The organism is Candidatus Zixiibacteriota bacterium (assembly GCA_029860345.1).
Taxonomy (GTDB): domain Bacteria; phylum Zixibacteria; class MSB-5A5; order GN15; family FEB-12; genus JAJRTA01.
Window position 1 is genome coordinate 619,445 of sequence record JAOUBJ010000001.1, and the last position, 17,796, is coordinate 637,240.

Sequence of the window (17,796 nt, forward strand, 5' to 3'; positions counted from 1 at the left end):
AAGGCAGGGTTGTGACCTGGTACCCCACCCAGAGCGCCTCGCGGCGGGTGGGTTTACCCGATACTCAGAAAAACCCACCTGGCGCTTCGCTATAGGTGGTGTACCAAAAAACGACCGCCCATGCGTCGTCTGCGTTCGGGGTGACAGTGGCCGACCCGGACAATCGCCGCCGCTGGTCGATAAAACTGCCATCGTGATAAGTTCCCCACAATCGCTTTGGGGCCAAGGCGACGGTTTGGGGTGCCGGTTAGTGGTTATCAGTACCGCCACCTGGTTTGTCATAGCGCATGAGCCGCATCATCTTTTTGCGCAAGTCGGACATCTCATCTTTGACCGCAACCTGTCCTTCGGCCATGAAACCCATCAGGAATAACGCTGAGCCGATTCCAACCAGTAACATGACAAGGTACAACAGGGGTCGATAGCCTTCTCCGTCCAGTCTCAGGTAAATGGCCACCAGTCCGACCACCAGTCCCAGAATCACCAGGATGGAACCTATTGAGCCGAAGAACAAAAGGGGTTTGCGCAAGAAGGTGATCTGGAATTTCACGGCCAGCAGGTCAAGCACTCCGATGGGTATGCGCCAGATGGAACCGAATTTGGAGGCGCCCCAGTTTCGTTCGTGCAGGGTCACCTTTGCCTCCTCTATACGAAAGCCTTTGTCGGCGGCCAGGGGCACCAGGTAACGGTGCCAGTCACGCCGCAGGAACACTTCTTCAACCACTTCCCGCCTGAACGCTTTGCATGAATTAAGGTCATGTATTTTCAGTCCAAAGAGCTTTCGTGACAGTCTATTGTAGACCCCCGAGACGAATGGTTTCTGGTAGTTGCCCTGTTTCCATCCGGCACACAAATCGGCCCCGTCGGCGATTTTGGCGACCAGCTTGGGAATGTCCTCAGGCAGAAACTGAAGATCGGCCGGGTAGAATACGAACACATCACCCCGAGCCAGGCCAAATCCGGTCAACAGCGCCTCGGTCAGGCCCAAGTTGCGCCCATGCGATTCGTACCGCACAAAACCGAACTTCCGCCCGGCCTCTTTGATCTTATCCAGTGTTCCGTCGGTCGAGCCGTCATCGATTATTACCAATTCGTTATCAAACGGAGCCGCCTGGTCCATTTCATGAAACAACCGGCAAAACTGTTCGATATTGCCTTCTTCGTTCATGGCCGGCACAATTGTCGTTACCAGGAAATCGTATTTATTGTCAGCCGTCACTGTCGGGACCTTTCAGCTCAGCGTAGAGCGCCTTCATCCGGTTGGAGGTCGGAGCGAATTTCAAAGCGCGTTCCAACTTTTGCAGGGCCAGGTTCTTATACATCAGACTTCCCGTAGCGTCATACCGATTCTTATAGAGTACCGCCAGAGTTCCGATAAGATTGTAGTTCGTTGGGGAAAACTCAATAGCTTTTTTCAACAACTGTTCAGCCTCGGCGTATTGACCGGTCGTCTGGGCCATATTTGCGGCCAACAGATAACCGGACATACTGTTGGGATAAGTCTCAGTAAACTCCTGCAGGTATTGCGCCACCTGATCGGATTCACCGGACCTATAACTGTCGACCAGCTTCTCAAATGTGGATAGCTGATAGCTGTCAGCCGTTGGATTTCCTGTGTGACCGGCAATCCGATACAACCGAACATTCATACGCCCCACCCGATAGGCGCAAATCCGAACAGCACCACCCATCACATAGGGGTGGTCGTTGCGGGCGCGTTGTTCGTTAGCTTCATCGAGAAGCAAATGGGTGATGGGGAACCTGGCAAACAACGTGGTGTCAACCTCGACTACGCCGAACATGTGAATAATACAGCCGAGGTCGTTGTCCTGAGTCAGGGTGGCGGCATAGGGGCCTGACAACACCGCGCCGGGCGAGAGAATCATGCCCAGATCGGCTGAATTGTCGCGCATGGTGTAAGTAGTCCAGTTAAACCAGCCGACCCCGAGCGCCGCACCTTGTCCGATGGTACTCCCAAAGGCGATTATCACCACTACTCGACCGGCCATCTGCGGGAGACTTATGCTGTATCTGCGCACCAGTATTACCGTCACCACGGTCAGTAGCGTCAGAATCGCAGCTATTCCGGCAGCCTCGAACTTGACCTCATCAAAAGCGAAGGGCCAGCCCCATCGTTCGGCCATGGCCGACCAGGACTGACTTACGACCACCATGACAATAGGGAACAACATAACCGGAAACAACCAGGGTATATTGCTTCTGGTGGCGGACGTCGAAAAGCCCGCCCACCAACGAGCCAGAAGAATGGCGGCAGCCCCGCAAAAAGGGTAGATTAGCACCATTTCATACCGAAGTGGTTGATAGTTCCAGATCATCAGTGAGCCATAGAAAGCAACTATCATGGCTGCAACAAAAAGCTGTCCGCTGGAAACAGCCGAGGATTTTCTCCTCCACATATCCAATCTACCGGCGTGGAAGAACAGGTAGCCCACATACACCGCTCCCAAAAGCGCCGCTGTGGTCATCCTGGGAAAGAGTTCCGAGTTCACGCCGAAGGAAACAAGTTTCCAAACGAAATCATCAAAAGACTGCAGCCCTTCAGGCGATCCATAGAGCGACAACGTTTTCTCGCCGATATAACCTGTCACCTCCTGCTGCGTTGGCAGGTAGCTGAAGACAATCCAGAACAACATGACCAAAGCAAAACCTGAGACATAAAAGATCGCCGGCCTGAAACGACCCGCCTTTTTGTCGGACACCAATGCCTCATGCAAAAGCATACAGGCAAACGGAAACAAAAACACAATTCCCGTGATCTTGCCGAAAAACACAGCCACAGCCAGGGCTGCGCCTCCAGCGGCATAACCGACCGGATTCCGGGCGTGCGTTACCAGCAAGAGACTCAAAGCGGCATAGAACCACATGGCGTTCTCCAAGAACGGAAAACGCCCGAAGAAAAACTGGCTGAAATTGAGACCGATCAGGGCCAGGTAGATCAATCCAGCCGCATGCCCGGCTGTCCTCCTCAAAAACAAAAAGAAAAACAACAGCCCGCCGAACGAGTAGATAAGTCCAACCAGTTTCGATTCGACCATGCCGGTCCCGACCAGTTTGAAGACAACCGTCGCCAGAACGGTGACCGATGACTTCAAAAAGAACACGTAGCGGTTGTCGTGGTACGGATTAAACTCACCGGCCTCGACATAGTTGGCTGCATAGAGCGTGTACTGGGGCGGATCGGTGTAGATATCGGTAGAGCCGGAAACATCAGCCGGTGGATCGGCATCCAGACGCCACAATCGCAAACCCAGGATCAGGGCAAGCAGACTTAGGGCGATAACCGTATCTCTTGAGATTCGAAAACGCATTTCGTTAGTCTCAGCCAAAGAACGCTTTCACTTGGTCGGCAACATACGTCACTTGCTCATCAGTCATCTCAGGATAGATAGGCAGAGATAATATTTCACCGGCCATCTTTTCGGTAATTGGGAAGTCCCCTTCACGACAATCGAGATAGTCAAACGCCTTTTGCATGTGGATCGGGATCGGGTAATGGATCAACGACGGCACACCGCTCTCGCTGAGATGCTTCTGCATCTGATCGCGCTGTTCGGTTTCGATAACATAGAGATGGAACACTTGCCTGAGGTCATCATCGAATCTCGGCAACTTGATCGGCACCGCGGCCAGTAACCGGTTATACAGCAACGCCACCCGGTTACGTTCTGAGTTCCAATGATCCAGATGCGACAGCTTAACCTTCAGCACCGCCCCCTGGATACCTTCCATGCGAGCGTTGTAACCGAGCAACTCGTGCACATATTTCTTGTTGGAACCATGGTCGCGTAGCATCCGGACCTTGCGGTCAAGCTCCGGGTCATCGGTTGTCACGGCACCGGCTTCGCCGTAGGCGCCCAGGTTCTTGCCGGGATAAAACGAAAATGCGGCCAGCCTGCCCATCGATCCGGCCGGACGGTCTTTGTACCTGGCCCCGTGCGCCTGTGCAGCATCTTCGAGTACCGGGATATCATGGTTGGCGGCCAGTTGTGTTATGGCGTCCATGTCGGCCGGGCAGCCGTACAGGTGCACCGGAATGATGGCCCGTGTTCGTGAGGTGATGGCCATCTTCAAGAGCGTCGGGTCCAGGTTTCGTGTTTCCGGGTCGATATCGACCAAGACCGGTCGGGCTCCGGCATGAACGATGGCGGCAGCCGTGGCAATGAACGTGTTGGCCGCCGTGATGACTTCGTCACCCGGTCCGACTTCCAGTGCCCGCAGGGCCAGGGTCAGCGCCGTGGTGCCGCTGTTGCAGCCGATGGCGAACTTGGTGCCGCAATAGTCGGCGTAGGCGCTTTCGAATTCCTGCACCGCCGGTCCCAGGACGTAGGCGGAACTGTCCAGAACCTTTCGGATAGCCTCATCGATCTCGGGCTTGATCGATTGGTAGTTGGCTTGCAGATCGAGGTATTTGATTTCCATATCATTCCTTGTAGCTCTGTCTTCGGTGTCTTGTCTTTGCAGGTCAGTCCGCCGCGGCGGACCGTGATCCTGACCATTGCGTTCTTCTTGTAGGCAGGTCTGTCTTCAAACCTGCCGATTGTGGCGGGTCCACGCCGCGGCGCGCAGGCGAAGACGGACCCACCCTGCGAGGAGGTTATGGTCACAGTAAGATAGCCGCCTTCGACCAGCCTGTCAAGGTGGCGGTTGGGGAAGATCAGTTCTCCTGTCGAAACCTGCCCCTCGACTGCGCTTGGGGCATCCCTTCGGGCCAGGGGTCTCGACCTACCAGACTGTCGGGTCAGAATTTTTAGGCGGGCCAAAACCAAGAACCGACAGAACAGCGACGGATGAGATGTGGACTCATCGGCGTCATTGCGAGGAGGGAACGCAGTGGCCGACGCGGCAATCTCAATTTGTTGTACATTTGTCATGCCGAGTGCAGTCGTGGCATGAGCCCTGGCAATTCACCCTTCGACTGCGCTCAGGGTGACGGAGTCGAGACGCACTCACACTTACATTGCGCGAAGCGTGAAAAAAATCGACCTGTCACCTGTGGTGGTCGAGTCTTCAGACTCGGCCACGTTACCCGGCGCGATCTGAAGATCACACCGGCACAATTCGTTGAGCACCCCTCGACTCCGCTCGGGGCATCCCTTCGGGCCAGGGGTTTCGACCTACAAGAAACTGGCGCACAACAATGGCGGGTTCACGCCGCGGCGCGCAGGCGAAGACGGACCCGCCCTACAAGAGTAACAACTTCATCGCTCGCTTGCTACCGTTCGAAGACAACCTTCCCGCCGACCAAAGTCATGTGAGCACGACCGGCCAGTTTCCAGCCTATGAACGGCGTGTTTTTGGAAAGCGACCGGATATCCTTTTCGCGCACCGTCCACTTCTTGTCCGGATCAATGATCGTAATGTCGGCCACCGTTCCTTCCTGTAACCGGCCGCCCGGCAGGTTGAGAATACGGGCCGGGTTGATTGTCATTTTACGAATGACATCGGCCCAACTGAGGTATCCCTTGTCGATGACGAATTTCTTTACCAGCCCCAGTGTCGTCTCCAGTCCGATCATCCCCGGCGGCGCCTGATCGAACTCGCAGTCCTTCTCCTCCATCGAATGCGGCGCATGGTCGGAGGCAATGCAGTCGATAGTGCCGTCCACCAAACCCTCAAGCACACCTTCCTTATCCTCGTGCGACCTTAAGGGCGGGTTGCAACGGAGACTGGTGTTGAACTCTTTGCCTATTTCTTCGTCGGTCAGCACCAGGTGGTGCGGGGTGACTTCGCAAGTGACATTTATCCCGTCCGCTTTGGCCTGACGGATAGCATCAACGGCTCCTTTGGTGGTTACATGCTGGATGTGCAACCGGCTGCCGGTCACGCGGCAAAGAGCAATATCCCGCTGCACCGCGATCTCCTCGGCCACCGACGGCGCTCCCGCGATACCCAACCGGGCCGACTGGTACGATTCGTTCATGACAGCACCGGCACAGAGAAACTCATCCTCGGCATGTTGCATCACCGGAATTCCGAACATACTCGCATACTCCAGCGCCCGCCTCATGATCTGTGGGTTCTGAAGGTAGCGTCCGTCGTCGGAGATGCCAACGGCTCCGACCTTGATGAGGTCACCGATTTCCGACAGCTCGGCCCCATTTGACTGCTTGGTGATAGCGCCGACCACATAGACTCGGGCATCGGCCTCCTTGGCCCGGTCTTGCACGAACTTGACTGTTTCCTGGTTGTCGATCACCGGCGTTGTGTTGGGCATGCAGCAGACCGAGGTAAACCCACCGGCGGCCGCGGCGCGACACCCGGTGATAACCGTTTCCTCGTCCTCGCGCCCCGGTTCGCGCAGATGCACATGTATATCGATCAATCCGGGCACCACCAGTTTGCCCGAGGCGTCAATAATCTGATCGTCGGCGAATCCTCTCAACAGCGTCGTTGATTTTCCCTCCAGCGCAATCTTGGCCACGCTACCGTCTTTGATAAACAGATCAGCATCACGCCCGAAGCCGAGTTCCGGATCGATGACTCGCCCGCCTGTTACCACCAGATCATATTTCTTGCTTGCCATTATTCGGTTTCTCCTTCCGTCCGCCCCGACAACAGATAGAGCACCGCCATACGTACTGCCTGACCGTTGGTCACCTGGTCGAGAATCACCGAACTCTTGCCGTCGGCTACATCGGAGGACATCTCGACACCGCGATTGATCGGTCCCGGATGCATGACTGTGTAGTTTCGATTGAGTCGTTTGAGCCGTTCCCGGTTGACGCCAAACAGAGCCGAGAACTCACGCCGCGATGGAAACAGCCCGGACTGTTGACGCTCTTCCTGAATGCGCATTACGTTCACAACGTCGGCGCCATCAAGCGCTTCGTCGAGATCGGTGTAGACATCACAACCGAACTGGTCCACCTCATAGGGCATCAGGGTCGATGGTCCGCAGACGGCCACCGAAGCACCCATCGTTTGCAGACCCCAGATATTCGAACGAATGACGCGCGAGTGTTTTACATCACCGACCAGCACCACGCGCAGCCCATCCAGTTTGCCGTACTTTTGTCGGATCGTGAACATATCCAAAAGTGCTTGCGTGGGGTGTTCGTGGCAACCGTCACCGGCATTGATAATATTGGTGTCCATGCACTGGGTAAGGAAATATGGAGCGCCTGAAGAGGAGTGTCGTACCACGGTCATGTCGATTTTCATTGCTTCGATATTCTGCACGGTATCGCGTAGCGACTCACCTTTCTTGACCGAGGATGTCGAAGTGCTGAAATTGACGGTGTCTGCCGAGAGGCGTTTCTCGGCCAACTCGAATGAAATTCGGGTGCGCGTCGACGGTTCATAAAAGAGGTTGAGCACCGTAATACCGCGCAAGGTGGGAACCTTTTTGATTCGACGTTCGATCACCTCGCGGAAAGTAACGGCCGTGTCCAGAATCTTCTCGATATCTTCGCGCGGAACACCCTCAAGCCCTAACAGGTGTCGTGAACTCAATCGGCTCATTTGGACCTCCCTGTCTTGGACTTGGCCGCTTTCCCGGTTTTGGTGGCCGAGGCTGCTTTCTCATCATGTTCCAGCCGGACCTGATCGGCGCCGTCCTTTTCATCAAGCTGCACCAGCACCCGGTCCGATTTGGCCGTGGGAATGTTGGCGCCTACATAGTCGGCTTTGATTGGCAGTTCTCTATGGCCTCGATCAACCAGCACGGCCAGTTGAATGGTACGTGGCCGTCCAAAGTCGACAATCTGATCCAGCGCCGAACGAACGGTGCGGCCGGTGAACAGGACATCGTCGACGATAATCACATTGCGATCAACCACCTCGAACAGAATATCGGTGCGTTGCACAATCGGTTGGGCCAGTGTGGAGTGGACATCGTCGCGGTACAAACTGATGTCCATCAGGCCCACCGGCACCTGGACACCCTCAATGTCCTCTATGGTGGCAGCAATACGGCGCGCCAGCGGAGCGCCCCGAGTCAGGATACCGATGAGCACCACACTGTCGGGACCTAAGTTGTGTTCCAGAATCTCGTGGGCGATTCGGGTCAAGGCGCGGCTGATTTTCTTGGCGTCCATTACGACGTCATTCTTGGCAGGCAAAGATACCTCCTGTATCGAAAAAAAAGATGGCTCTTTCCTTGGTTTGAGTTTGTCCGGCGGGAATTATGGCAGAGGTCATCGCTTTGGTTCTCGTCCTTTGGTGACCTCACAGGATCACTTTAAAAGGTTCATCCGTTGTCGGCGTTTTGAGTCAAGAGGACGACGGATGGTGAACTATTACGCTGTCGTTGGATAATAACAGGTTCGGCCACGCAGTCAAGCAGACGTGATAAAAAAAACGCACTATCTTCATCCGCGGTCGCCCGAGAGCGTTGAGACAATCGACGCCAGCCCGGGGGTGTCGAAAAACTCGCTTTTGGTGTGCAGTCGCGCCGACTGATGGTCTGACAGAGTCAGTACCATGTCGGTCAAATCATAGATGATATCGCCGTCATGGGTCACAATCATCATTCCCACCCGTTGTTTTTTGAGCTGTCGGCACAATTGAATAAAGCGCCCGACTCCCTCCTGGTCCAGCCCGCAGGTTGGCTCGTCGAAAAGGACAAAGCGGGGACGCATCGACAACACGGCGGCGAAGGCCAGCCTTCGTTTCTCACCGCCCGACAGGGTGATGGGATCGCGATCTCTGAATACTTCACCATTTAGCCCGGCCAGTTTGAACAGGGCTGCGATCTGGGCTTTGGCCGGCGCACGCCCAAAGTTGGACGGGCCGAAGGCAATCTCCTCGGTGCAGGTGGACAGAAAAAACTGACGCTCCGGTTGCTGAAACAGGGCGGTCACAGAGCCGCGCAGGCGATCCGGTGTAAGTTGACTGCCCTCGGCATCCGACAGCCGAACTTCACCCCGAGTCGGAGTCAGCAGACCACACATTAGCTGCACCAGACTGCTCTTGCCCGAACCTGAAGGACCGACAACACCCAGGATTTCGCCGGCCTCCAGACAAAAACTCAAGTTTTCGATGATCTGAGATTCGCCTGAATAGCCGAAGCCGAGTTTGACGGCCGCGATTTGCTGAAGCGCATCATCGGGCGGAGTCAGGTCAAAACTCGCCGGTATCATCTGATCTGAGTCTGCCGGTGAACAACTGAGAGAACTCCGCACACACAGTTCCTCATCGGCAAAAATCTCCCGGGGGCACCCATCGGCCACCACGCTGCCGTCCAGCATAACAATCAGGCGGTCATACTGCCTGGCCACGTGCGGGTACTGGGTAATCCGTATCTCAATGAGGTCCGGGGTTGCTGTCTTCAATCGTTTGAGTTCATCGGCCAGGAATGACTTACCGGCCTGGTCCAAAAACGAGTCGGGTTCGTCCAGTACCAGAATCGGCGGCCGCAGCACCATCACCGAGCCCAGAGCCACGCGCTGTTTTTCACCGCCCGACAGTTCGCTGGTAAGCCTCTTGCGCAGGTGCCCTATCCGGAATCGTTCGAGGGTTTCAGAAATCCTGCCTTCCATTTCATCCGGCCGAGTGCCCAGGTTCTCAAGGGCGAACGCTATCTCTTTCTCGACCGTAACCGCCACCATCTGATTGTCCGGGTTTTGAAAAAGTAAACCCACCGGCAAAACGGCATGGCTGGGATCATGAATCTCCAGACGTCCGCCTTGCGGCTCAAAAAGACCGGCCAGCATGAGCGCGAAAGTCGACTTGCCACACCCGTTGGCGCCCATGATGCACACCGATTCGCCCACTTCGATTGACAGAGTGAGATGGTTCAGCGCCGGTTGCGGTTGCTCAGGGTAGGAATATGTGACATTGGTCAGCTTTATCATGGCCTGCTACCAGCCGCGAGCCGAACGCAACTGCGTAATCTGCGCTACATGTGTACGGCCATGCACGGCGATAATCTCGACCAGATCGTACAGGCTGATCTTGCCGATCTCCGGATGCTCAGCCGTTCTCTGCCAACTCTCCTCCGGGATCGATTCAAGCATGAAGCAGCACCGATAGTGAACGCCGTGCAGAATAGCCATCGAGATTTCAATCGGCAGCTTAACGTCTGCTAACTTAGCCCACAGGTCCTGATCATACGGCTTGATGATCGGATTCTCCTCGGTCAGTATCCACTTCATCCGCACGAAGGCGTTGACGTGCGCATCGGCCAAATGATGCACGACTTGCCGAACAGTCCACTTGCCGACATCGTAAGGTGTGTCCAGCTGGGCATCATCGAGAGTTTCCACTGCTTCGCTCAAGGTCAGCGGCAGGGCGCGGATTTGGTCGATCAACTCTGTCGGCAACTGTGAACCGGACACTTTTCACTCCTTGGCAAAAGTCTTTCAGCGAACAATCTACGAAAGGAAATCGATGCGGGCAAGCCGACAAGTCGGCTCCTCGCGATGTGCGGCGATAAATCGCTTCTTGGCGCTTCGCGCCGCAGTAATCTCAACCTGAGCACCCCTACCTCACCCTGAGCGGAGTCGAAGGGTGAAGTGAAACCGTAGGTCGAAACCCGTCCCTTCGACAGCGCTCATCCTTCGACTCCGCTCGGCATGACATGAGTAACGCACGAAGCGCGAGAAAGTCATTAATGACCGCGAAGCGTGAGAAAGTCATTTATGACCGCGAAGCGCGAGAAAGCCATTTATGGCCGCTTCGCGCGAAAAACAGGTTTACCTGTGTTACTCCGCCGGCAGCAGGTCCGAGTCTGAATTCCTGATCATCTCGATGTACCCCACTCCGCGGGCACCGAAATATGCTTCCGGCGCTGAATACAACTCGTCATCAAGAGCATCATCCAATGAAATAAAGCGGTAGCCCTGCTCCTCCAGCCGGGTCAGCAGTTCATCAAGGAATTCCGCGTTGAGTTGATTGGCCCTCAACAGGAGAATGTGACGACAGCGACGTTTCAGCACTTCCGAGGCCTGCCCTTCGGCCCGCTTTAACTGTTCGAGAACATGATCGAGATACTCGTCGCCGATACTGAAATAGTCGGCCGAGTCGATTTCGTCGCCCAGTTTCTCCAGTGAGAGGTTGTAGAGATAGTCCTCTACCACAATGGTGGCATGGGCCGTGAAAATATCGTTGGCGGCCAGGTATCTTTTTACCTCGCGCTTGGCCTCCACAGTATTGCCGTAATGCAAGAATGGATAGCGGAAAAAACGCTGTTTCTGGCCGAAGCCTGCGAGCATCGGCTCAAGCGCATTGTGACCGTTGGACAGATCCCGGATAAACGGCTCCCAGCCCAACTGGTGCAGGTCCTGGTGAGATTTGGTCAGGCTGCCCAGCAGGTGACCGTCATTGAGCCAGGCGCCCAGCAGATCATAGTTTCCTTCGATTGAGTTGCCGACCACGAATCCGGCCGCCGGCGCCTTGTGGTTCTTCAGAGCCCGGAGCAAGCCGCTGGTAACATGTTTCGCGTCGGTTTCGGTGAACGACGAGGCTACCGGTAGTTCATCGAAGGTGATGCATATTTGGCCGGTTGTCTTTTTCTTGGCCTTTGCTTTTTGGGCCGTCACCGGCGGCCCTACCACCAGGGCCGGGACAAGAACCAGTAAGGCCCAGACCAGAGCTCGCTGATAAAGTCCCAATCGCGCCTTGCGGTGGGTCTTGCGCATTCGCACCGACGACTTTGTGTGACCCGCCGCGCTAGTCTTGAGTAGGGCAGGATCCCTGTGATCCTGCCAATCTCGGCGGCATCGCAGGGATGCTGCCCTACTAATCGCAGCGTATGGAGTCACAACCCCGCCTTTGTCGGGATCAATACCCGACCCAACGGTGAGGGGGTTTCGCAGCGTTCTCAATATGTCTCTCTGCCTCATGCCTGAGTACCCCCCTTCAATTCGTGCACCATCATCATGTTGGTCTTGTGCGCCGAACCGAACGGCACGCCGCCGGTGATGATCAATTTGTCGCCGCGGCGGGCCAGTTTGAGCCGACGACAAAGTTGTGAGGCGCAAGCGACCATCTCATCAAATGACTGCGGTTGATCGGACTCGACAGCGTAGACCGAGCGGCACAACGACAATTGCCGTTGCAGCCGCGGTTCCGACGTAATCGCAATAATCGGCTGGGCCGGAAACAACTTGGAAATCAGCGTCACCGTGAAACCGGAAGTGGTGAAGGCGAGAATCAGTTGAGCATCGCATAGTTCCTGACAACGACTGACAGCATCGGCAATCGAGGGTGCGATTTCTGCCTCTGTCGTTGGCGTGACCGGATTGGCCGGCGGCTGCAAGTGGGCTTCGGTAGTCTCGATTACCCGACGCATAGTCTGGACCGCTTCCAGGGGATACTGACCAACCGCAGTTTCGGCTGAAAGCATGACACCATCGGCAAAGTCATAGACGGCTGTCGCCACGTCGTTGATCTCGGCTCTGGTGGCGCGGGGATGGAAGCGCATCGACTCAAGCACCTGGGTAGCGACAATTACCGGAATGTGATGCTGGTTGGCTTCGGCAATAATCTGTTTTTGCAGTCTTGGCAGTTCTTCCGGCGCGAATTCCACACCAAGATCGCCGCGTGCTATCAAGACCCCGTCGCTATGGCGCATGATGCTGTCGAGCCGCTTGATTGCCTCCGGTTTCTCCAGCTTGGCAATAAGCCGCTGACTCCCGCTCCATCGTTTTATCAGCCGACGCCCTTGCTCGATATCGTCGGAGCTGCGGACAAACGATAAGGCGATAAAATCGGCATCGAGCCGAACTGCTGTTTTGATGTCGTCTTTGTCCTTGGCCGTAATTGTAGGCAGGTTGATTTTGGAATCCGGCAGATTGATCCCTTTGCCGCTGGAAAGCTGGCCTGAGTTGCGGGCTTTGAGCGTTACACGGCCCTGCGATGCAGTGATCACATCGAATGCGATGTTGCCGTCATCGATGAAAACCCTCTGTTTCGGCTGGATAGCTTTGAGGACTTCCGGATAATTGATTTCAAACGTTCTCTTGGCCGGGTCGGAGCGACGACGACCGAGATTGATCGTCTGGCCCGGTTTGACCGCAATTTCTCCTTTGAAGCGGCCCAGGCGGAGCTTCGGTCCGCCTATATCCATAATCAAGCCAACAGGATAGCGACTTTTCTTGCTACCCTCACGGATAATACGAGCCGCCTTAAGAAAATCGGCCGTTACTCCGTGCGAGCAGTTGATCCGAAACAGATTAACCCCAGCCTCGACCAACTGCCCGACTTTTTTGGCAGATGCGATGGAAGGCCCATAGGTAGCGATGATTCTGGTCTTTTTCATCGGTAGTAGATTATCGCGAAGGCCAATCGAAATCAACAAAAAGCTGACCGACGAACCGTAATTGAGTTCACGTCAACAAGTTACACCGGGCGAGCGACAGCTCGACGGGGGCTACAATGCGACTGCCAAATATAGTCCAAGTTTTTTCGGTCACACTCTTGGAATCTGGTCGAGATTTTCGTATAATAGGAACACTGGATTATGTTGGGTGTCGGTGCTCCGAGATGAGAGGGAACACGAACTTAGCAATGGAATTGTGCGTATGAGTAGAAAAGTAATTATAGCGGCCAACAACATGATTTTCACCTCGAAGATAATGACCGCGCTTGACGGCATGGAAGTCGAAGGGATCAAGGCGATTCGGTCGGATGATATCTTCACCAAGGCGCAGGACCTGAGTCCTGATCTGATCATTATCGATTTGAATCTTAACGGCATAGAGGCCCCTTCGTTGATTAACAAACTGCGTTCTTACGGATCGACGCGGAAGATCCCGATCGTCTGTTATTCGCCGAGTGCGCTGAAAGACCAGATGAAAGCGGCCAAGTCGGCCGGGGCTACCGAGGTCTTGCCGAATTCTCGAATGACTTCAAAGATGAACCAGATTTTGGGTCGTTACGTCCAGAACTAATCCGCTGGCCCTACGACTTTAACCGGACGCTCACATAGCGTCCGGTTTTTTTTGTGATAAGTCACCCATAGATGGGTTCCTTGCGCTTCGCGGCGATAAATCGCGTTCTTGCGCTTTGCGCCCTCCCCATGTCATGCCCGCGCCCCTTTGTCATTCCCGCGAAGGCGGGAATCCATCTTCAAATGAATGTTCCACAATACCCCGCCCAGAGGCATCGCGGCGGGTGGGAGAATCTGGTTCCATCGGTTCTTGCAACCGCCGCAGACGAAAGTGTGAGTACCTACCCGGGTTGTCGAAACCTCGCTGCACGACCCCTTCGGGACTGGGGTCTCGACCTACCTGACGGACCGACGAAGGCATTGTTGCCTCAATCGGCTCGATAACCTATACTGACCTCATTATGACAGACACCAACACTGAAAAACAGAAACTCCTCGACACCATCAGTGCCTACGCCGAACTGGCCAAAGAAATAGGATTCGCAAAGGCGATGCGTGAGTACCTGGCCGACGACGCCGTCATGATGGTCGACAAGCTCGCCCCGATCCAGGGGCGCGAGACAATCCACAAACACCTGTCACAGTTTGGTGATGTAAATATTACCTGGGCTCCGTTCTATATCGACATGGCTGCTTCGTGTGATCTGGCCTACACCCTCGGCAGTTGGCAACTTCACACAACCGGCGAAGACGGACAACCGGAGATTCATCCGGGCAACTATGTCACTATTTGGCGTAAGCAACCGGATGGTGAATGGCGCTGTGTTTTCGATGCCGGTCATCCCGGGCCGCCGCCGGCTTAGAACAGTATCGTCCAGCCCTCCCGCTTGGCCTGCTTCTTGGTGTACGATACACCGTGCACTTTCAGATTGTTCTGGTCAAGCAGTGTAATCGTGCCACCCTTGTTACTCAATTGAACGTCCTGCGGCAGATGAATCACGCGAGTACCGCCCGCTTCCAGGGTGCCGTCCAGCAGCATCGGGTGGTCGGCCCGATCGAGTATCCGCCACTCGTTGAGCGAGACATCGTCGGGGCCGAGATTGATCAACGTCACCGTCTCATCCTCGGGTGTGCCACCGACCGGGTTGACCAAAGCAGCCACAATGCGAACCGTTCCCTCGTGCTCGGGTGTTCCCGGATCGTCCGGAGTCGGCACAGGGTCGGTCCCGGACAGGGGATGACCGGTTTCATCATGGGTGTGCCAGGCCTGCGATTGGAACGCCAGAAAAACGGCCACCCATCGACTTCGAGTGGGCAGATAGAGCAACAGTCCGCCATCCTGCCAAACACCGTTGTCCTTTTTGTGTCGCCCGTAGTTACCCTGGTTCATGTGGATGTCGTGAAGTCCGCGCTTGGGCTCGAAATGGAACTCCTTGTCCTTGCCCGAATCCGGACCCCACGGTTCGCCGAAAGCATACAGTGTTGACTCAGCGTCGTTGATGGCTTGCTGGATGATAGTGCCGATCTTATCGTTGAGATCGTTATCGGGACCCGGCACATTGTGCGGCAAAACCTGCATCTGCGTCGGGTCGAAGAGGTTTCCCCTAATGAAATCCAGAGACTGAGGACTGCGACCCGGGGCAAGTTGCGTAAGGCCTCGACTCAGTGAACCAAGCTCGGATGTGATGGGGTGGTTGAAGTCCTCATCGACCAGATACAGAAGTTCCGCCTTCTCATCATGTGATTTGACATTGACACTGATTCGATGGTGATGCTTTCCATCATCGACTCGCACTTGAAAGTGCGGCGTGTCATTGTCGCGTTCCATCTTACTCTCGATTGCGTGCCCCTTCAGGACACTGTACTTCTTTAACGGCATTTTCCATCCCTCTTTTTCTTGATTGACTGCATTCTGTACGCAGGTGTTTCACAAAGCACATCTTGAACTGTCCTTACAATAGGGCGAAAACATTGCGAACACAACCGTTAAGGTGATAAATCACTTCTTCGCGCTTCGCGCGTACCAATGTCATACTGAGCGCAGTCGAAGTATGAGTCATCCCAACCTCACCCAGAGCGCAGTCGACGTCTGAGATTACCACGTCGGTCACTTCGTACCCTTCTCACAATGACGAGCCACCCTGTCATACCGAGCGTAGTCGAGGTATGAGCGCGGTCGATTCATAGGCAAGCCCCTTTCGTGTGCCCGCGCGATCTTCAGTAGGGCGGGTCCGTCTTCGCCTGCGCACCGCGGTGTGAACCCGCCATCTGTGTCAGGAGCACATGCGAATAAGGGGACCTGGATATCCAGGCCCCCGGTCCAATCAGTGATTTGTGAATTCGGTCTTACGTTTGGTCTTGATCTTATCAATCGAGTCCGTTGGCCGTCACTGTCCAATGCAGAGGTCGCCGCACCCGACAGCCCTACATCCGCAGGTCCAGGGGCCGTCGCATTCGATCAGCGGTGGGTCCCATTGCTTGCAGACATAGTGCATCCGCTCGGTCACCGGGTTGCAGTTTTCCACACCCCCACAAAGTTCCTTTGTCCCACAGAACGATGTGCAACCATCCGGCCCAGCCTGTGCCAAACTCGGCGTCATCAGCACGGTGCCGATGCCCACGGCAAAGAACAGAAGAGTCGTGCACCCAATCACAGTTACTGTCTTCATTCCCTCACCTCCTTCTACCTTTCGGATTCGTTGGTCAAACATGATAGCGGTCGCCACTCATCACTCCGGTTGGCACAAGCTACCGCATCCGATAGCCTTGCATCCACATGTCCAGGGTTGATCGCAATATATCGGCGGCGGATTCCACTGTTTGCAAACGTAGTGCATCCGCTCGGTTACAGGATTGCAGTTTTCCACACCACCGCAGAGTTCCTTTGTCCCACAAAAACTGGCGCAAAGCTCGTCGGCCCTGGCTTCACCGGGCATCATCGAAACAGCCAAAACCCCAACGGCAAAGAACAAACAAGTCGTACACGCAATAACAGAAATTGTTTTCATTATCTCACCTCCTTCCATGGAAGTCTACTGACTGGACACAAAGAAAAACTTAGCCAACTCGATATCGATATAACTCTCGTAGCCGAATTGAATGTGCTGCACAAAACCACTACCGTCGACACCGATAATTGTCGGATAGAATCCCATATTATAGGTTTTGCCCCAATGGTCGCCGTCGTAGTATATCAGTTCGAAATCATCGAACAGCCCCTCGAACTCCGGCGGGGGTTGGCCCCGGTCGCCACGGAGACATACAAACACCTGTACATCCGGCCGGACCTTCTCGGCAAAAGTTTTCTCAAACACCCGCAGCAGCACGTGACATGGTTCGCAAGTGTAACTCACGAACAGAAACAGGGTCGGCCGGCCACCCAGCAGTTGCTCGAAATTGCCTTGTAGACCGTCCCTGTCGACATAATTTTCAAGCGGAAACAGATCACCGTCGGTGAAGTTCACGTACTGATCATCTAACTGACTATCGACCCGACCGGCGTCGAACAACGGCGCGGTTTCAGCATCTCGGTTCAAAATGGCGTTCCCGACCAGCATCCCGCCAACGACGGCGACAAAACCGAGCACGGCGCCGACGAGTACTTTGACATAAACTGAACTCAGGAGGGGATGGCTCACGTGGCTGTCTCCTTACATAACGGTGCTTGCCAGACCAATGGCGGCACGGCCTATCGGACCGACCTCGCCGTTATCCTGCTATACCCTATTGTTGCATCGTCTCTAATGGTGCCGGATTTAAGCAAGGGCAAGATGGAGTCGCTTGTCAAGTAGTTTCTTGCGACTACTCAAGCACTGGGTACCTAACCGGGAATCGATTCGAGTGATGGTGTCGTTCTGCGCCTGGTCGTTGGGTACAAATAACCGGCAGCGCTTTTTGGGCGCTGCCGGTTTATAGTTCAACGTTGGAAAACTCAGGCTTATCAGGGTCGGGGTCAGTGGTCTTAGCCACCGACGTAGATCTGGAAGCCTTTCGCTTTCCTATGT

The 17,796-nt window shown here is 55.0% G+C and carries 16 protein-coding genes; 2 read left to right on the plus strand and 14 right to left on the minus strand.

Features of this window, described 5'->3' with window-relative positions; translation table 11 throughout:
• Positions 1–247: 247 nt before the first annotated feature.
• From OEV49_02150 to pyk, 10 genes are all read right to left on the minus strand, one after another.
• On the minus strand, positions 248–1,219 hold the full coding sequence (locus OEV49_02150; protein ID MDH3889860.1) for a glycosyltransferase: 972 nt from the start codon (positions 1,217–1,219) through the stop codon (positions 248–250).
• Positions 1,209–3,329, minus strand: coding sequence for a tetratricopeptide repeat protein (locus tag OEV49_02155; GenBank protein ID MDH3889861.1), 2,121 nt, complete (start codon positions 3,327–3,329; stop codon positions 1,209–1,211). The genes OEV49_02150 and OEV49_02155 overlap by 11 nt, the downstream gene beginning before the upstream one ends.
• A gap of 10 nt (positions 3,330–3,339) precedes the next feature.
• Positions 3,340–4,440: a DegT/DnrJ/EryC1/StrS family aminotransferase gene (locus tag OEV49_02160; protein ID MDH3889862.1), complete on the minus strand. Its 1,101-nt coding sequence runs from the start codon at positions 4,438–4,440 to the stop codon at positions 3,340–3,342.
• Positions 4,441–5,233: 793 nt separating this feature from the next.
• Positions 5,234–6,544: a dihydroorotase gene (locus OEV49_02165; protein ID MDH3889863.1), complete on the minus strand. Its 1,311-nt coding sequence runs from the start codon at positions 6,542–6,544 to the stop codon at positions 5,234–5,236.
• Positions 6,544–7,482, minus strand: coding sequence for an aspartate carbamoyltransferase catalytic subunit (locus OEV49_02170; protein MDH3889864.1), 939 nt, complete (start codon positions 7,480–7,482; stop codon positions 6,544–6,546). Before OEV49_02170 ends, OEV49_02165 begins: the two co-directional genes overlap by 1 nt.
• Entirely contained in the window at positions 7,479–8,081 is a 603-nt protein-coding gene (pyrR, locus tag OEV49_02175; GenBank protein MDH3889865.1) for a bifunctional pyr operon transcriptional regulator/uracil phosphoribosyltransferase PyrR, read from the minus strand. Before pyrR ends, OEV49_02170 begins: the two co-directional genes overlap by 4 nt.
• A gap of 249 nt (positions 8,082–8,330) precedes the next feature.
• Positions 8,331–9,815 (minus strand): ATP-binding cassette domain-containing protein, encoded by a 1,485-nt coding sequence (locus tag OEV49_02180; protein MDH3889866.1) that lies wholly within the window; start codon positions 9,813–9,815, stop codon positions 8,331–8,333.
• Between the two features lie 6 nt (positions 9,816–9,821).
• The gene (locus tag OEV49_02185) at positions 9,822–10,298 is read right to left on the minus strand and encodes a putative metal-dependent hydrolase (GenBank protein MDH3889867.1); all 477 of its coding nucleotides are present in this window, start codon (positions 10,296–10,298) and stop codon (positions 9,822–9,824) included.
• Positions 10,299–10,664: 366 nt separating this feature from the next.
• Positions 10,665–11,600, minus strand: coding sequence for a polysaccharide deacetylase family protein (locus tag OEV49_02190; GenBank protein ID MDH3889868.1), 936 nt, complete (start codon positions 11,598–11,600; stop codon positions 10,665–10,667).
• A 200-nt stretch (positions 11,601–11,800) separates the two neighbouring features.
• The gene (gene pyk, locus OEV49_02195; GenBank protein ID MDH3889869.1) at positions 11,801–13,222 is read right to left on the minus strand and encodes a pyruvate kinase; all 1,422 of its coding nucleotides are present in this window, start codon (positions 13,220–13,222) and stop codon (positions 11,801–11,803) included.
• A 262-nt stretch (positions 13,223–13,484) separates the two neighbouring features.
• On the opposite strand from pyk, the gene OEV49_02200 reads away from it, so the two are divergent.
• Together OEV49_02200 and OEV49_02205 are read left to right on the plus strand one after the other, a co-directional pair.
• Entirely contained in the window at positions 13,485–13,853 is a 369-nt protein-coding gene (locus OEV49_02200) for a hypothetical protein (protein MDH3889870.1), read from the plus strand.
• A 400-nt stretch (positions 13,854–14,253) separates the two neighbouring features.
• A complete protein-coding gene (locus OEV49_02205) occupies positions 14,254–14,655 on the plus strand; it encodes a DUF4440 domain-containing protein (protein ID MDH3889871.1) in 402 nt (133 codons plus the stop codon).
• Here the strand turns inward: OEV49_02205 and OEV49_02210 are convergent.
• From OEV49_02210 to OEV49_02225, 4 genes are all read right to left on the minus strand, one after another.
• Entirely contained in the window at positions 14,652–15,671 is a 1,020-nt protein-coding gene (locus OEV49_02210) for a DUF2278 family protein (protein ID MDH3889872.1), read from the minus strand. The two genes, OEV49_02205 and OEV49_02210, sit on opposite strands and share 4 nt — an antisense overlap.
• Before the next feature lie 508 nt (positions 15,672–16,179).
• Positions 16,180–16,461 carry a hypothetical protein gene (locus tag OEV49_02215; GenBank protein MDH3889873.1) on the minus strand — a complete coding sequence of 94 codons (282 nt, stop codon included), beginning with the start codon at positions 16,459–16,461 and terminating at the stop codon, positions 16,180–16,182.
• Positions 16,462–16,521: 60 nt separating this feature from the next.
• Positions 16,522–16,800: a hypothetical protein gene (locus OEV49_02220; GenBank protein ID MDH3889874.1), complete on the minus strand. Its 279-nt coding sequence runs from the start codon at positions 16,798–16,800 to the stop codon at positions 16,522–16,524.
• Positions 16,801–16,824: 24 nt separating this feature from the next.
• Complete coding sequence (locus tag OEV49_02225; protein ID MDH3889875.1) at positions 16,825–17,430, minus strand: hypothetical protein; 606 nt, start codon at positions 17,428–17,430, stop codon at positions 16,825–16,827.
• Positions 17,431–17,796 lie beyond the last annotated feature (366 nt).

What these genes read in the sequence shown, in the direction of transcription:
- OEV49_02155 (MDH3889861.1), bottom strand. Translation starts at nt 3,329, where the DNA reads ATGCGTTTTCGAATCTCAAGAGATACGGTTATCGCCCTAAGTCTGCTT.
- OEV49_02160 (MDH3889862.1), bottom strand. Translation starts at nt 4,440, where the DNA reads ATGGAAATCAAATACCTCGATCTGCAAGCCAACTACCAATCGATCAAG.
- OEV49_02165 (MDH3889863.1), bottom strand. Translation starts at nt 6,544, where the DNA reads ATGGCAAGCAAGAAATATGATCTGGTGGTAACAGGCGGGCGAGTCATC.
- OEV49_02170 (MDH3889864.1), bottom strand. Translation starts at nt 7,482, where the DNA reads ATGAGCCGATTGAGTTCACGACACCTGTTAGGGCTTGAGGGTGTTCCG.
- OEV49_02180 (MDH3889866.1), bottom strand. Translation starts at nt 9,815, where the DNA reads ATGATAAAGCTGACCAATGTCACATATTCCTACCCTGAGCAACCGCAA.
- OEV49_02190 (MDH3889868.1), bottom strand. Translation starts at nt 11,600, where the DNA reads ATGCGCAAGACCCACCGCAAGGCGCGATTGGGACTTTATCAGCGAGCT.
- pyk (MDH3889869.1), bottom strand. Translation starts at nt 13,222, where the DNA reads ATGAAAAAGACCAGAATCATCGCTACCTATGGGCCTTCCATCGCATCT.
- OEV49_02200 (MDH3889870.1), top strand. Translation starts at nt 13,485, where the DNA reads ATGAGTAGAAAAGTAATTATAGCGGCCAACAACATGATTTTCACCTCG.
- OEV49_02205 (MDH3889871.1), top strand. Translation starts at nt 14,254, where the DNA reads ATGACAGACACCAACACTGAAAAACAGAAACTCCTCGACACCATCAGT.
- OEV49_02210 (MDH3889872.1), bottom strand. Translation starts at nt 15,671, where the DNA reads ATGCCGTTAAAGAAGTACAGTGTCCTGAAGGGGCACGCAATCGAGAGT.
- OEV49_02215 (MDH3889873.1), bottom strand. Translation starts at nt 16,461, where the DNA reads ATGAAGACAGTAACTGTGATTGGGTGCACGACTCTTCTGTTCTTTGCC.
- OEV49_02220 (MDH3889874.1), bottom strand. Translation starts at nt 16,800, where the DNA reads ATGAAAACAATTTCTGTTATTGCGTGTACGACTTGTTTGTTCTTTGCC.